Annotated in this window: 11 protein-coding genes; 4 read left to right on the top strand and 7 right to left on the bottom strand. The window is 54.8% G+C overall.

Annotation, left to right across the window (positions count from 1 at the left end):
* Positions 1 to 164: 164 nt before the first annotated feature.
* On the top strand, positions 165 to 1,412 hold the full coding sequence (locus JW953_22800; GenBank protein MBN1995535.1) for a thiolase family protein: 1,248 nt from the start codon (positions 165 to 167) through the stop codon (positions 1,410 to 1,412).
* Between the two features lie 43 nt (positions 1,413 to 1,455).
* Complete coding sequence (locus tag JW953_22795) at positions 1,456 to 2,679, top strand: CoA transferase (protein MBN1995534.1); 1,224 nt, start codon at positions 1,456 to 1,458, stop codon at positions 2,677 to 2,679.
* Positions 2,680 to 2,698: 19 nt separating this feature from the next.
* Here JW953_22795 and JW953_22790 read toward each other — a convergent pair whose 3' ends face one another.
* From JW953_22790 to JW953_22775, 4 genes are all read right to left on the bottom strand, one after another.
* The gene (locus JW953_22790; protein MBN1995533.1) at positions 2,699 to 2,878 is read right to left on the bottom strand and encodes a hypothetical protein; all 180 of its coding nucleotides are present in this window, start codon (positions 2,876 to 2,878) and stop codon (positions 2,699 to 2,701) included.
* A 122-nt stretch (positions 2,879 to 3,000) separates the two neighbouring features.
* Entirely contained in the window at positions 3,001 to 3,495 is a 495-nt protein-coding gene (locus JW953_22785) for a helix-turn-helix transcriptional regulator (GenBank protein MBN1995532.1), read from the bottom strand.
* A gap of 154 nt (positions 3,496 to 3,649) precedes the next feature.
* Positions 3,650 to 4,405: a HAMP domain-containing histidine kinase gene (locus JW953_22780; protein MBN1995531.1), complete on the bottom strand. Its 756-nt coding sequence runs from the start codon at positions 4,403 to 4,405 to the stop codon at positions 3,650 to 3,652.
* 85 nt (positions 4,406 to 4,490) lie between these two features.
* Complete coding sequence (locus JW953_22775; GenBank protein ID MBN1995530.1) at positions 4,491 to 5,933, bottom strand: MBOAT family protein; 1,443 nt, start codon at positions 5,931 to 5,933, stop codon at positions 4,491 to 4,493.
* A 235-nt stretch (positions 5,934 to 6,168) separates the two neighbouring features.
* Between JW953_22775 and JW953_22770 the strand changes: the two genes are divergently transcribed.
* A complete protein-coding gene (locus JW953_22770; protein MBN1995529.1) occupies positions 6,169 to 7,467 on the top strand; it encodes an SGNH/GDSL hydrolase family protein in 1,299 nt (432 codons plus the stop codon).
* A 65-nt stretch (positions 7,468 to 7,532) separates the two neighbouring features.
* Here the strand turns inward: JW953_22770 and JW953_22765 are convergent, their stop codons facing one another.
* Genes JW953_22765 through JW953_22755 form a run of 3 tightly spaced genes read right to left on the bottom strand, consistent with a single transcriptional unit; the run spans position 7,533 to position 15,038 of the window.
* Entirely contained in the window at positions 7,533 to 10,700 is a 3,168-nt protein-coding gene (locus JW953_22765) for a glycosyltransferase family 39 protein (protein MBN1995528.1), read from the bottom strand.
* A gap of 42 nt (positions 10,701 to 10,742) precedes the next feature.
* Complete coding sequence (locus JW953_22760; GenBank protein ID MBN1995527.1) at positions 10,743 to 12,851, bottom strand: glycosyltransferase family 39 protein; 2,109 nt, start codon at positions 12,849 to 12,851, stop codon at positions 10,743 to 10,745.
* Positions 12,852 to 12,857: 6 nt separating this feature from the next.
* The gene (locus JW953_22755) at positions 12,858 to 15,038 is read right to left on the bottom strand and encodes a glycosyltransferase family 39 protein (protein MBN1995526.1); all 2,181 of its coding nucleotides are present in this window, start codon (positions 15,036 to 15,038) and stop codon (positions 12,858 to 12,860) included.
* 227 nt (positions 15,039 to 15,265) lie between these two features.
* Between JW953_22755 and arfB the strand changes: the two genes are divergently transcribed.
* Positions 15,266 to 15,685, top strand: coding sequence for an aminoacyl-tRNA hydrolase (gene arfB / locus JW953_22750; protein MBN1995525.1), 420 nt, complete (start codon positions 15,266 to 15,268; stop codon positions 15,683 to 15,685).
* Positions 15,686 to 15,833 lie beyond the last annotated feature (148 nt).

Below are 15,833 nucleotides of genomic sequence, written 5' to 3'. Positions count from 1 at the left end.
TTGCAGGCGAGTTTCTTGGAGATTTCTCGCTTATTCTTCGCTCGAAATGACATTTAAACGTCCAACTGCGTAACTCATATAAAGGTTAAATTAAAGGCCGATAAGGTTTGGTCAACCCTTCCGGCCCATTTATTGCAAAATTGGTCAAGGAGGACTGCAATTCTATGAAAGAAGTGGTTATCATTGATGGTATCCGGTCGCCGGTGGGCAAACATAACGGCGCGCTATCCAGCGTGCGCCCCGACGACCTGTTGGCAGAAGTGTTGAAAGCGTTGGTGACCCGCACCGGCCTTGATCCCGCCCTCATTGAAGACATTTACATGGGCTGTGGCAACCAGGCCGGGGAAGACAATCGGGACGTGGCCCGAATGTCGGCCCTGTTGGCCGATTTTCCGGCAGAAGTGCCCGGCGTTACCCTCAATCGCAACTGCGCCTCGGCTTTGGAAGCGGTGAACCAGGCCGCCAAAGCCATCCTCGTTGGCGAGGGCGATGTGTTTATTGGCGGCGGCGTGGAATCAATGAGCCGCGCGCCCTGGTCTATGCCCAAACCGGAGCGACCCCAGCCGGTGGGACACCCCCAAATTTGGGATACCACCGTGGGCTGGCGCTACTACAACCCCAACATGGAGACGCGATATCCCATTATCAGCTTGGGCGAAACCGCCGAAAACATTGCCGAGGAAATGAGCATCAGCCGCGCCGACCAGGATGCCTTTGCCCTGGAAAGTCACCGGCGGGCTGTAGCCGCCATTGAAACCGGTAAATTTAAAGACGAAATCATCCCCATTGCTGTGCCCCAACGCAAGGGCGACCCTCTGATCGTGGACACCGATGAGCATCCCCGCTATCGCCTTGAAAATGGTCATTACGTGCTGGATACCAGCCTGGAAGTGATGGCCAAACTGCGGCCTGCTTTTCGCAAAAACGGCACGGTCACGGCCGGCAACTCCAGCGGTATCAACGACGGCGCCGCCGCGCTCCTGCTGATGAGTCGAGAAAAGGCCGATGAGTTAGGGCTAAAACCAATGGCGTGCTGGCTGGGGTCAGCCGTGGCCGGCGTTGACCCCGGCGTGATGGGGTACGGGCCGGTCCCCGCTACCCAAAAAGTTCTCAAACGGCTGGGCCTGAACCTGGACGACATCGGCCTCATTGAACTCAACGAAGCCTTTGCGGCCCAGGCTTTAGGCGTTATGCGCAAATTGAGCATGCGTCACGACATCACCAACGTTAATGGCGGCGCTATTGCCCTGGGCCATCCCACCGGCTGCTCCGGGGCGCGTATCCTGGTCACGCTGCTGCACGAAATGAAGCGTCGCGCCCCTGGTGAGAAACGTCCCTACTACGGACTGGCCACCTTGTGCGTGGGCGTGGGCATGGGCGTTTCTACCGTGGTGGAATGGTTGGATGAATAAAAATTTCTACATGCCCGTGAACTATTTTTTAGGAGATGAAGTGATGACAGACATACAACGCCCGCTCACCGGCATTCGCGTGATTGGGTTGGAACAATACATGAGCGGCCCCTACTGCACCATGCTTTTGGCCGACACCGGGGCCGAGGTGATCAAAATCGAGCGGCCCGGTTCGGGCGATCCTCGCCGGGCGATCCCGCCTTTTTTTGAAAAGGATGGGGTGAAAAAAGCCGGCGGCTTCATTGGCTACAATCGTAATAAAAAAAGCCTGGCCCTCAACTTGCGCGACGAGGCCGGACAGGCAGTGTTACGCAAACTGGTAGGCGTGTCGGATGTGGTGGTGGAAAATTTGCGGCCCGGGGCAATGGACAAAATGGGCCTGGGGTATGAACATCTCAAAACCCTCAATCCGGGCCTGATTTACGCCATGATTTCCGGCTATGGTCGTTTGCCCGGCTACCAGAGCGCCTACAGCAATTGGCCCGCCTTTGACATTGTGGCCGAGGCCATGAGCGGCGTGATGGACCTGATTGGCTTTGCAGACAAACCGCCTACCTACACGCTGTACGGCATGGCCGATGTCTACTCAGGCATGATTGCCGCCTACGGCATTATGCAAGCCCTGTTTATGCGCCAGCGCACCGGTCAGGGGCAACTGGTTGACGTGTCTATGCTGGATAATATGCTGGCGCTCAACGAACGGATGGTTACGCTCTACTCCACCACGGGCCAGGAACCCAAACGGGGCAAGTTGGAACATCTCTGGCCGCGCGGCGCGTTTCAGTGTAAGGATGGTTACGTGGCCCTCAACGTGCCGGATGATATTGTGTGGCAGCGATTGGCCACGGCTATTGGCCGCCCCGATCTGGTAGACGATTCCCGCAGCGCCACTGCCCCCAAACGCGCCGCTAACGCCGATTTTCTGCAACCCATCATCGAGGCGTGGCTGGCCGACAAAACCCGGGCCGAAGTGGTGAAAACGCTCAACGCCGCCGGGATGCCCACCGCCCCGGTCTACACCGCCAAAGATGTGTTTGAGGATGAGCATTTCCGCATCCGCCAAATGCTGGTTGAGATAAACGACCCGGAGGTTGGCCCGCATACGTTTGCCCGCACCACGCCGCATCTTTCGGCGGCGCCGGAGATTCCGGCCAATCCGGCCCCCAAACTGGGCCAACACACCCGCCCAATTATGCAGAAATTGGGCTACAGCGCCGGTGAGATAGATAAGTTGGCCGAAGAAGGGGTGATTGGGGTGAGTGATTGACCAATTCAATAATGGCAAACTACACCGGCCTGTGTTCGTTACTTTTGATGAGCTTCTGTTGATTCGCCTCCAACCTGGCCACCCGTTTGACCAGAAATTCCAGCCATAGCAGAATCTGCCCTACCGCCTGCTCGGTAGTTATCTGTTCCCGCTCCCAACGTTTGATGAGTTCCGGTAGGTCATAATGTTTCTGTTCCATGTGAGGTTTCCTTTTTGTTTTCTACACGGTTACGTGTATCATCAATTAAAAATATAAGCGAGCCATAACCCGCTTCTTGTCAATGCTTAAAATATAACACGAAACCGTGTAGATGTCAAGTCTCAATCTTTTGTTTCGTTCGTATCTACCTTATAGAGATAACCAATATTCTCCGCAATCATTTGCAGCAGTTTGGCCGTGGAGCGATGAGAAGTATGAATACCCAATTCCCAATCGCTGACGGTTTGTTGGCGCACGCTCAAACGGTCGGCCAGTTCTTGCTGGGTCCATCCGGCAAATTCGCGTAACGCCTTGATTTGCTCCCCCGTCCATTCCGGCGATTTCCGCGCCGGCGTCACCCGGTAAGAGATCCGGGTCGGGCGAAAGACAACGCACTTGGTTTCAAAGTCAATATCATCAATCAGCCATTTGGCCTCTTGCCAGGCGCGCCCCTGGGCCGTTTGGGTATTCGACCACCAAGCGCGGGTGGTGTAGGCCCGGGACGGCAAAGGTTTGCCCAGAATTTCCTCCACTTCGGCAAAGCTCAACTCCAGCAAGCCGGAATCCGGCTGCTGTTGCAGGTATGCAAAAAGGGGGGCATACTTGCCTTCAATCATCTAAAAATAACTCCTCAACCTATTATGCGTAATTGTACCGGAGTATTTTTGCAAAGCGTGTTGCGTATTACGTGTTCCCTAAACGGAATATGCAATACGCAAGGTCTATTCAAGCCGGACGACGCCGGGCGCATTACGCATGATCCGTTCCTCACTAAGCCCGGCTTGTTCCTTGAGCCGCCGGCAAGCTCAAGTAAAAGATAATTCCTGCCCCGGCCTGCTCTTCGGCCCAAACCCGGCCCTTGTGCTTTTCGGCCAAACGCCGGACCAGAGGCAAGCCAAGCCCGCCTGGCCCCAACTGGCTGCGACCCGCCGCATCCGTTTTGATAATAAGCCGAAAATATTCTTCCAACTCCTGGCCCAAAACAACTACCCCCGGCACAGATACCCCCACGGTCACCTCTTGGCCATTACTGTTTGCCGTAACAATTACTTCTCCCATCCCCTTCAGCCGAAAGGCCAGGCCGAGTAACTCGCCCAACATCTGTTCTACCCGGCTGCTATCTGCTTGCAATAAGGGCAGCGTTTCCGGCAGGTCAACTGTTAGCTCAATCTGATCGGGTTTAGGCCAGTCAGAATCAGTGGCCATGATACAACGGCAGATTTGATGTAACGACACATCCTCGGTATTGATTTCCAGGCGGCCGGCATCCACTTTACTCAAATCAACCATGTTGTTGATCAAGCGCAAAAGATTCTGGGCGCTTTGGTTGATGGCCGAAATATCTTCTTGCTGAATATCCGTTAACGGCCCTTCAATTTCCTCCAATAACAATTCGGTAAAACCCAAGATGGAATTGAGAGGCCCGCGCAGATCGTGCGAAAGATGATACACTTCAAATAACGGTTCAGCGTCTGTGGCGCCCTGTTGCACCACCACTCTTTTAAGGTCGGGCGTAGTTTCTGTCATGAGAAGCTCCTGTTGAGATGTTTCCTTCACACAAATTCTACCACATCCGCCCGTTTTTCTCAATTGAGTTGATGAGACCCTGGAATCAGAATTGAAAATAAATAAACTCGGTTGTGCCAAAATAGCCAAAGGTGAAAATGGTAAAAATAAATACGTAATAAACCGCCCATCTTAGCCAAACGGGGCTGAGGGCCAGGGATTGTCTGATGCTACCCCGTCGCTGCCCCACTTGCACCGCCAGCAAGAAGATAATCATGACCAGCCCAAAAATGTAACCATAAAAACCTCCGGCCAGTCCATAATTGGTCTTTAATTCCAGTCCCACCAACAAATGACGGACAATGTAAAAAGCGTCGGCGATGGAGTTGGCCCGGAAGAAGATCCAGGCAAAGGAAACCAGGTTGAACGTTAGCCCCACCCGGATGAGTTTTTGAAGTAGAGGGGCGCGGTCAAGCCGCAAAAACTTTTCCAGGCCCGCCTGGAGGCCGGCGGTCCAAATAGAAACTAGCAGATACAGGCCGTGCAAGCCGCCCCACACCACAAACGTCCAGGCCGCGCCATGCCAGAGGCTGCTCAATAAAAAAACGACCATGAGGTTAAAATACCAACGCCCTTGGGTCACTCGATTTCCCCCCAGGGGAATATAAACGTAATCCCTGAACCAACTGGACAGTGAAATGTGCCAGCGCTGCCAGAATTCTCGGATGGATTTGGCAAAATAGGGCCGATTGAAATTTTGCATCAAATCAAAGCCCATCACTTTGGCCGCGCCGATGGCAATATCAGAGTAGCCGGAAAAATCGCAGTAAATCTGGAAGGCGAAAAAATAGGTGGCAATAATCAGGGGCATACCCGTGTATTCAGTGGGGTGGTTGTACACATCGTTGACAATCAGGGCCAATCTATCGGCAATAACGATTTTTTTGAAAAAGCCCCAGGCCATCAGGCGCACTCCGTCCGCCGCCCGCTGATAATTAAAGTGATGATGTTCAAAAAATTGGGGCAGCAAGCGGGTGGAGCGCTCAATGGGGCCGGCCACCAGTTGCGGGAAAAAGGCCACGTAGAGGGCAAAAATGCCCAGGTGTTTTTCCGGCTCTTTATGGCCCCGGTAAACGTCAAGGGAGTAACTGAGAATTTGAAAGGTATAAAAGGAGATGCCCACCGGCAGCAGCACCTGGAACACGGGCACATTGTAAAAAAGATTCAACTGATTAAAGATCGCCCGCAAAGAGTCGTTAAAAAAGTTGAAATATTTGAAGGCAAATAAAATGCCCAGGTTAGCGCAAAGACTGAGAATTAAGAGTTTTTTGCGGTTTGACTTTTCAGGGATTTTCCCCATGCGCAGGCCGGTAAAATAGCCAATCAAGGTGGAAACAACAATCAGGATGAGGTACTCGGCTTTCCAGCTCATGTAAAAATAATAACTGGCCGCCAGCAGCCACAACCAGCGATAACGATGCGGCGTGGCAAAATAAACCGCCACCACCAGGGGAAAGAAAATTAAAAATTCAATCGAATTGAATAACACGGGAGCATATCCTGGCCCACATCAAAAATTGGGCAAAATCACGGCAAAGGCAAACAAAACAGTTAGTTTACTACTTTCCAAATTTTTGGCAAAGCGTCGCCGGAACAGAGAGTCAATAAGATTACCCGCATCGCCGCAAGTTGACCGAAAAACTAAAGGACCATATACTTCATGTTTTATCAGCCCGGCTAAACCGGCTGTTAGAAATTGTCTGGCAGTAAGGCTATTTCTTTTTATGAAATTTGAACTTCATCATCTCTTCAAGTATGCTGGCCTGATTCTGTTTGGGCTGTTCGTGGGCGCGGCAGCCCTGGAAATTGGCCTGCGTTTAATCCCTGCGCAAACCCTGAACCTGCTCATTACCCGCCGCCCGCTGCGGTATCAATTGTATCAAATTGATCCCTACGTCGGCTGGCGGCTCAAGCCCAATGCCACCGCCCGTTACACCTTAGAAAGTGAATTTGACGTGCAGGTGCAAATAAATGCGCAGGGGCTGCATGATGTTGAACATGCCTACCCAAAACCGCCGGGCGTGTATCGCATTTTGATTCTGGGCGACTCATTTGCCGAGGGTCTTCACGTGCCCGTTGCCGCCGGTTTTCCCCAACGGTTGGCGGGTTGTTTAAATGAACACTATTCCCAACCCATTGAGGTGATCAACAGCGGCACCGGCTATTACGCCAGCGCGGAAGAGTTGTTCTTTTTGCAATACGAAGGACTGCGCTACGAGCCGGACCTGGTGTTAGTGGCCTTTTTTGTGGGCAACGATATTAATGCCTACGCTTCCAGAGAAACAGAAGACGGCTGGTTTGAGTCGTTGGGGGGATATTTGATTGAGCTGGATGAAACCGGCCGGCTCAAAAAAACGTGGGTGGATTGGCAACACCCCAGCCCTTATGAGCCTGTGCCAAAACTTGAATTATTTCTGCGGCGTTACTCCAAACTTTATTATGTTTTGAGCCATCGGGATTCTAAAATCAAGGAGTGGCTCGACGATCATGGGGAGGCATGGCTGACTAATTTTGGGCCGTTTTCTTCATCCCAGGAAGAAGCAGCCGCCGAGTCTTTTCAAAACGATCTTGACCTGATGCTCTACGTTTCCGGTTTTCCCGATAGTCCCCTTACCCCGCCCAAACTCAGCCAGGCCTGGGCCATCCTTGATGAAATCTTTTGGCAAATGCAAACAACAACCGCGGCAAATAACGCCGCCCTGGGAGTATTGCTCATCCCGGAACGGGCGCAAGCGGCGGAACGTTATTATCAAGAAGAATACAAAAAGTATGCCTCCCGGTATGATCTTAACACCGTTGACTTTAACTGGGACATTGCCGCGCCAAACAAGGCGCTAACTCAACTTTTTACCCAAAAAAACATCCCTACCCTGGACCTGCTGCCCGTGTTCAGGGCCTACGACACCCCCACTAAACCCTCTCTTTACTTTGAGCAGGACGCCCACTTCAACCAAACCGGCCACCAACTGACCGCAGACACCACCTGCCAATGGATCATAGAGCATAACTTTATCGTCCCGTAATATGGAGCAAGGTAGCAAAGGGGATGAGGGGTAAATCTTTGCTACACCTGCAACCTTGCTACTTGCTACCTTGTTACTTCAACCAGACCTATCACCACACTATCAGTTCCATCTGCCAGGGGCAGCCGTACCCCATCTTCCTGGCGATAAAGCCCTACCACCAACTGGTATCTACCTTCAGGCAAATCCTCCGGCAGAACCAGGGCGTGCCCATCATCCACCGTCCGTCCGGGCGGCCACCACGGCGTTGGATACGCCCCGGCTCGCGGCAAACCATCGTGCTGGGTTTTGATTTGACCCGCTTCATCCACTAAATGCACAAAAACCACATAATTTTCGGCCAGGGGCCGGTTTGTTTCCCAAAACAAGTTGACCGCCAGAGTTTCGCCGGGTTGGGGTTTTGGCGATGAGGTGCTGCACCCTTTTAAATTGATCCCATTCTGCCAGGCAGCGCCTACTTCCACCCAATTTTCCGGCCAGGAGTCCTGGCCCGGCTCAAGCCACACGGCGGGGGCAATGGTAAAGAGGGCAAGGACCGCTTCCAGCTTTTCCCCGGCCAGGGTAGTGGCCGGCATCGGTATTTCGGCTTCATCCAACAGGGTCACTTCTATCCTGGCCGCCAGGGGTGTCTCCAGGTCAGGGGCCAACTCAAACCGATGGGTCGTGGTAATCACTTCGCCCAACAGCCATTCTCTAACCGGCGGCTCGGCATCAAGCCGGCCCAAAGAAATACTGCGGCTGTCGGCCAGTTGCACCGTCAACCGGACCGGTTTGCTGATTTCTTTATCAAATTCATAATAATCCGTGCGCCAACTATCGGTGTTGCTGGCCCGGTTAAAGGGAATGGATACATCTTTGACCGGCTGCCAATAAAGCGTTAAGGTCAGGGTATCGCCGGGCCTGGGTTCAGGCGGCGCCAGTTGGTAAGCAGCCAGCCTGAGGCGGCCCGCATAAACTCTATCCAGCCGGTGAGCCGGAGGGGGAATGGTTTCCCCGGCAATGGCGTCAAAACGTTCAAGCTCCGGCGTATCCTGAACTTGGCCGCCGGCCGTGAGCCGGGCGGCGTGCCAGCCTGCGGGAAAGGGAAAAACTTCTATCGCCGCCGGGTCTAATTCTTCAAAAGAGGCCGGGGCCAGACCAAATTCCACGGTGTAGGTGCCGGGGGAAAATTTGGCAATATCAGGCCGGCACAAACTTTCCACAAAGTCGCCCGGCGCGCGAGCCTGGGTGATAAAGGCAGGGTCGGGCGGGCAGGGCGTCCACGCTGTAGCCAGGCCGGAACCCACCAGCCGCACGGCCAACTGCCGGTCCGCCGATAACCCCTGGTTTTCCCAGAGCAAACGCAGCCGGGGCGCACAACCTGATGCTTGACCGGCAGTGTGGCCTGTTTGTGCAGGCTTGTTTTCCCAACTGTAACCAAACAAGGCGGCCTGGCCGGGGATGACGCTCACCTGCGGGTTGGCCGGGGTGGAAAAGGGAATCGGATAAATCCAGGCGTAATCAATGCCACCCAGGGTAATCACTTTTTCGGGCGTACGGGCCTGAAAATAATCCAGAAAGCCGGGGCTGGGGTCCAATCTGCGTTGCACTTGCTGAATGTAAAGCACAATATAATCGGCCCTGGTCCAGCGACCGTCTGTGCCCAATGAGAACAACTCGCCCTTAAACCCTAACATGTTATGGGTGAAACGAGAACTCACCACCAACTCGGCGCTGTTGGGCTTAGAAGCCAAATAGGCGCCCACCTGGTCCATGCCCTCGCCCCAGCCAATGCGCATGGCGCGCTCGGCTGTTTGGCCGCCGCCGAACAGGGGATTAAAGTAAGAGAAGTAGTAAGGATGATGCGGCAGCACGGTGACGATTTGCAGCACCCCTAACCCGGCCAGCAAGCCCCCCCCGATCATCTGGATATAAATGGGTTTGCTCCCCGGCGACGTGGCCTGAAGTTTTAACTTAAGCGCCAGCCAAAAATAAACCAGCCCAATGGCGGCCAAAATATCCACGCTCAAAAAGATCGGCAGCAGGTACCGGTCTTGTTTATGGCTGCCAAAAGACATACTCAAGGCGTAAACCACAATATAAATTGCCAGGATGGCGCTGCCCGACCCCCACCAGGTTTGTGGCTCAGGCGCGTCACTCTTTGCGGTTGGCCCCCCGCCTTCCGGCGAGTTTTTCTTTTTTTTCGTTTGCCGCCGTAGCCCGGCCACGCCCGCGCCCACCAGGCCCAGCAGCGCGAGGGGCGTGATACGGAGTAAAAAAACCAGGGGATAAAAGAGAAATCCGGGGTCGGCGTCCTGGTAGGTTTCTCCTAAAAAGAAAACGTTGGCGCCTTCAGCCCCCGACATATGCGTGGCGTAATCATACACCTCGGCCAGGGTTTGCCCCGGCGCCACCCACATGGCTGGCCAGACAATCAGCCAGGTTAAACCGGCTGCCAAAACCCAAGCAGCTCCAAACCCAACCATCCCTTTCACGGGTCGAAAAATATCCCCAACAGCACGGCCATGCTTTATCTGCTGCCAGATATTTTTTACATCATCGGCATAAAGCCAAAGCGCGATAACGGCCACAGCGGGCAATAGCACCAGGGCTTGAATTTTGGTGAGCCAACTCAATCCGGCCCAGACCCCGGAGATGAGGACGTAACGAAAACGCCGCCGGCGGCCATAAAAAATCAAGGCCAATACCGAAAGCGTCATCAAGCCGGTAATGAGGGCTTCCGAGCGATTGAGCCGGGAGTCGCTAAGGTAAAAAGGGTCAAGCGCAATCAGCAGCCCGCCCAACAGCGCCACTTTTTTGCCAAAAAGTCGCCAAACTTGCCAAACAATGCTCAAGGCAATAACGGTATTGAGGATGACCAGGGGCAAACGCTGCTGGCTGAGAAACTCGGCGCGATCCCACTGGTGAAAAAGAAGGTACAGGCCCGGCTCGCCAATCCATTGCCCCTCAAGCACGGAGCGGCGGGCGGCTTCGCCAAAAATCCAGATGCTCTCGGCCCAGGCCGGCACAACGCCGGGATAGCCGTGGCCAATCAGCGTGCCGGCCAAATGGCCCTGGCTCAAGGCATAGGCAAAATCTTTGGCCCAGAGCCAACGGTCGGCCTCATCCACAATTAAATATTGGTTGAGGGCGGTCAAACGCGGCCAGATCATGAGCAAAATGAGGCCAAGCACAGCCGGCCAGATAAGCCAATTAAAATTTGAAATTCCGCTTTGCAGGTTTTGTCGCTTCAATTTAAATTCTCATAAAAGCAAAAAAGAATGGTTGCGCCAGCTTTAGTGAATTTGCAATGGCGGGTCTTTTTCTGAAACGGCGAATTCGGCAATCACCGGGCCTTCTTTAAATTGAAAAGCTGCCCACAGTTGATGGTCGCCCGGCGGCATTTCCGGCGGCAGGCTTAATATGCCGCGCCATTCAATAATATTATCCTGAACCCAAACTCCTTTAACTTCGGTCAAGGTCCAATGGCCCCACAAATCACCATCGGTCAAAGCCACGCCAAAGGTGGTATCCTCCGGCAAGGGGCCAAGAACACGCAGAAAAAGGGTAACAGCTAAATCGTCCCTGGATAGAGGTGCGGAATCTTGATCGCCCACTCTGGGGCCGGTTATTTTGTACGCCAACAATTGAGCCACGCCTTCAATTTCAGGATCGCCATTGGCGCTTTGCGCCGCAGGGGCCTGGTAGACCTCCACCCAATGAACCTGGTTGTCGTTTGGGACAATAGTGGTTGAACTGCTGATCCCCCACATTTCATTCCTGAGCACAAAAACCGGCCGGCCGGAGCGAAAATAATCCACCAGGCCCGGATAGGGTTTTTGGCGCTGAATTTGGCTAATATAGAACACCACGTAATCTGCCGCCAGTTGGGCGCGGCCGTCGTCGGCAAAACTGGTTTCCCGGCCCACAAAATAAGCCTGGAAAATGTCGTTGTACCAACTTGACACCGTTAAGGATTCGGCCTTGGGCAGGGTGTTGAGATAAGCGGCGGCCTGTTCAAGGCCCTCGCCCCAACCCACGGTCATCAAACGCGCGGCCACCGGCGGGCCGCCAAAGAGGGGGTTGGCGTAAGTTAAATAATAAGGGAAATGGGTCAAGGCCAGGCCGCCCTGCGCCAGGATAATAAAACCGGCCAGGAGAGGCAGCAACCAGCGAGATTGCTGCTGCCTGACCAAACCGGCCAAACCCCGGCCCAACCAGAGCAAGCCATAGGCCGCAAAAATGGCCACTACCGGAAAAGCGGGCAAAAAATAACGGGCCATTTTTTTGCCGGAGGCGGTTTCAAAGAGCAGCAACATTACCACAAATATCAGCAAAGCCAGCTCTACCGGACGCCGGGAAATTTTTTGCCACAAAAACAAACGAAGGGCCATTACCAGCAAGACCAATAAGCCAATGATCTCCAGGGGCGAGGTATGCCACAGCCAGGCCAGCGGATAGAACAAAGGGCCGGGGTCATCGGACACTGCGCCCAGAAAATAGTGCTCGTGCCCTCTATCCACCATGGCAAAATTTTGCTCATACATTACCGCCAGCACCCGTCCGGGGGTTACCCACATAGCCGGGAAAAAGAGGATAAAGGCGAACCCGGCCGATACGGCCCACCCAACGCCTTCACCCAGCAGGGACCACCACGGCCGCACAGGCCATCCCCGGCGTGGCTCTCGATAAAATAGACTCATGATCCCAACAACGGCAACATAGGGCAGTAACAGCCAGGCAACGGCTTTGCTTAAAAAGGCCAGCCCGGCCATAACGCCGGAAAAGATAAGCCAGGAACGAGGCCGGCCTTTTAGCCAATAGCCCAGCATGGTCAAAACTGAGAGAAGCATGAAGGTGGTCACCAGCGCATCGTGGTGCAGCACCCGGGAATAGGCCAGATGGACCGGATGGAAAACAAGCAGCAGGGCGGCGAGCAGGGCTATTGCTTCTGAAAACAGCCGGCGGAGCAGAATATAAAAGATCGCCAAAAATAGCGCCGCCAAAACGGCGCCAGGCAAACGCGCCCAGCCAACCAGAACGGGGTCCAAATTGCGCGAAAGGGGAGCCTGCAAAAAAGCGGACAGATCAATACCCGTCGGGCGAACGGCCTGCCAATAATAGGCCAATACGCCCAAACTGCCGCCCCACATCGTGGTCACTCCGGGATGCGCCGACTGTAGGGTACAGCCCAAACCGGAGGCCGGCATCGGGCGCCCTCCTTTGACCGGGGGACATTCAACATCAGGGATCAATAAACCGGCGGCAAACCAGCGGGAGCTTTCCAGCCAAAACGGTTCGTCGGCGGTGGCAAAACTGCCGAGTTTGGGCAGCCGCACGGACAAGGCCAGGATAAAAACGGCCACGGGTATCAGCCAGGGGGTTAAACGATGAACAAGTTTCATAAGTCATTATTCAGGCGGGCGCGGCGCAACCCGGACCATCGCCTCGTTTTCTAAGGGAAATACGCCCACGGTTTCGCCCGTAGCCGGCCGCTCGATCCAGGCGGCCAGCCGGTACTCGCCGGGCGGGGTGTCGGCAAAAATAACCAGGGCAAAATCATCCCGCGCAATCATCCCATCCTGCCATTGGGCGTAAGGGATGGGGGCCGCGGTTTCAATGCGATTACCCCAGCCCCGGGTATTACCATCGGCATCAACCAGGCTCAGTTGGATAGGTTCGGTTTCGGCTTTTCCCTGCCACTCCCAATAAAGCGAGAGGAAAACAACGCTTTCGGGGTAGGCGGCGGTTACGGGCCGGCCCGCTTCATCAGACAAGGTGTAGCCCAATAACTCGGCCTGGCCCACCAGGCGCGCTTCACCGGCCAGGATGTTTGACACGCCGGGCGCGGCGTAAATCCAGGCGTACTCCTGGCCGTTGAGAACAACGGTGTGCAACGGCTCCTGTTGCTGAAAGTAGGCCAACACGCCTTCGGAGGGCAAACGGCGCTGGATTTGATTCAGGTAAAATACCACGTAGTCGGCGGCAATGCCCGGCTTGGCGCTGCGCGAGATTTTCTCTTCTTCAATTTTGTAAATGGCCCGGCCCTTAAAATAAGGCTCAAAGGTGGTGCTGTACCAGGAGGTTGCGCGAGATGATTCGGCGTGGGGCAGGGTATTGAGGTAGGCCGCGGCCTGGTCCAAACCTTCGCCCCAGCCTACCTGAATTAAACGCGCCGCCGCTCTCGCCCCCCCGGCCAGGGGGTTATAGTAAGAAAAGTAGTAGGGATAAGAGGGATACACCAGGCCGATTTGCAGCAAGAGCAGGGTCACAAGGACAAGCCATTTGGGGCGCGGCACATAAAGCGTGATGCGTGATGCGTGATACGTGATGCGTGATACATAAACATAGCCCACTGCGGCCAGCGTGATCATGGCCGGGAAGGCGGGGAGCAGGTAACGATCCTGTTTTTTGCCGCCATAGGTAACCAGGAGGGTGTAGAGCAGAATGTAGGTCCAGAGGCAGGAGATAAAGAGGAGAGAAGGGGGAGGGGAGAGGAGAGAGAGGGGGATATTTTTTTTACGACGGCGTAACAGGGATTGTAAAAGCGGCCAGAGGGAAAGCGCCAGCCCGCCCAGAACAAGGGGCGAACTGCGCAGCCAGGCCACCAAAGGGTAAAAGAGCAGGCCGGGGTCGGGGACGGGTTGGCCCAAAAAGAAGCTGCCTTTTTGATGGGCGCTGCCGGAAGCGCGCAGGGCGTCGTTGAGGATGGTTGTTATCGGGCCAAGAGGGTTGACCCACATGGCCGGCCAAAACAACATAAACGCCACCCCCGCAGCCACAGACCACCCGGCCAGATGGATCAACCACTGTTTTAGCGCGGCTTGTTCGGCATGAGCCTGGCCCAAGTAGATAAAGAGCATGGCTCCGGCAATGAACGGCCCCATAAAGAGGGCCGGATACTTGGAGAGAAAGGCCAGCCCGGCCAAAGCGCCGGAGAGCAGGAGAAAGGGATGCGGGAGAACAGAGGCAAGCGGCGAGCGGGCAGAGGGTTCATTTGAGCCGGCGGCCATGGCGCGGAGAAAGGCCAGGAGGGAAAGCCACATAAAAGCGGCCACCGGCGCGTCGTGGCCCAGCACGCGGGAAAGCGCCAGATAAAAGGGGTCCAGGGCCAGCAGCCCGGCGGCTAAAAACGCGCCCCACCCGCCAAGCCAGGGCCGGCTCCACCAGTAGGTCAAACCAACGACCAATCCGGCCACCAATACCCCCGGCAACCGCAAGTAAAAGAGCATGGCCGGATCAAGGGGGTCAAACGGGACTTTGGCCAAAAATTGCGGCAGCGAAACAGTGGCCCCCTGTTGAACGTAAGCTAATATAAGGCCCAACGCCCCGGCCCACATGGTGGTAACCCCGGGGGCCGGGCTGAGGGAGACATTTTGGATAAAGGGTACGGAGCCTCCCGGCGCGGTGTTGGCCCAATCTCCGCGGGCCAGGGAGTTGAGAAAAATAATTGAGCGCCCCAACCAAGAGCGAGACTCATCGGCGGTTAAAAAAACGGCCAGCCCGGGCAGTCGAAAAGCCAGGGCCAGGCTCAGGCAGGCGGCCAGGCCCGTCAGGTCAATTCTTTTTTCAGGCAGATTTACTTTCTTCAACGGGCGTAACTCCCGATTTATCCGGCTGTTGGGCCGGGGGCGGCCGGCCTTCAACCCGGTTGGCATACCAGCGCCGGGCGGGGTAGGCAATCACACGATATGCATTATAAGCACATTTGCCAACCTCACAAAAAGTACGCCGCTGCCAAAATTGCCCAGGTGAGGATAGGCAAATCAGGCCCAAGCCGATATAATAGAGAGAGGCGAGAAAGTAAAATTGGAAAAGAATGATCAAAATCACTCCAACCATTCAACTTGACGAAAACGAAATTCAAGAAAACTTTGTGCGGGCGTCGGGGCCGGGCGGTCAAAATGTTAACAAGGTAGATACTGCCGTGCAACTCCGTTTTAACGTGGCAAATTCGCCGTCGCTATCAGACCCAATCCGCAAACGGCTGCTGCACCTGTCCCGCCGCCGCATCACCGACGAGGGCGTGTTAATCATCGAGGCCAAACGTTTCCGCTCGCAAGAGCGCAACCGGGAGGATGCACGCCAGCGCCTGGTTGACCTGATCCGCCAGGCGGCCAAACCCCTCAAAGTCCGGCGCAAAACCAAACCCACTCGCGCTTCACATGAACAGCGCTTGCAAAAGAAGCGCCATCGCAGTGAAATTAAACGCGCCCGCCAATCTCCCCCTCAAGAATAGCCGGTGCAGGTTATGCGCGCATAACTTGCACCAGGATACGGGCGGTTCTTGTTACCTGGTCCTCGACTTTTGCAGGAGAATAGGAAAGGGAAAAAAGGGATAAAAAAGGGGCAAAATAGTTGGGATTGAAGGGCTAGCAGTTGGTCTT

Source organism: Anaerolineae bacterium (genome assembly GCA_016931895.1).
Taxonomy (GTDB): Bacteria; Chloroflexota; Anaerolineae; order 4572-78; family J111; genus JAFGNV01.
This window is presented reverse-complemented; position numbering and strand designations above follow the sequence as displayed.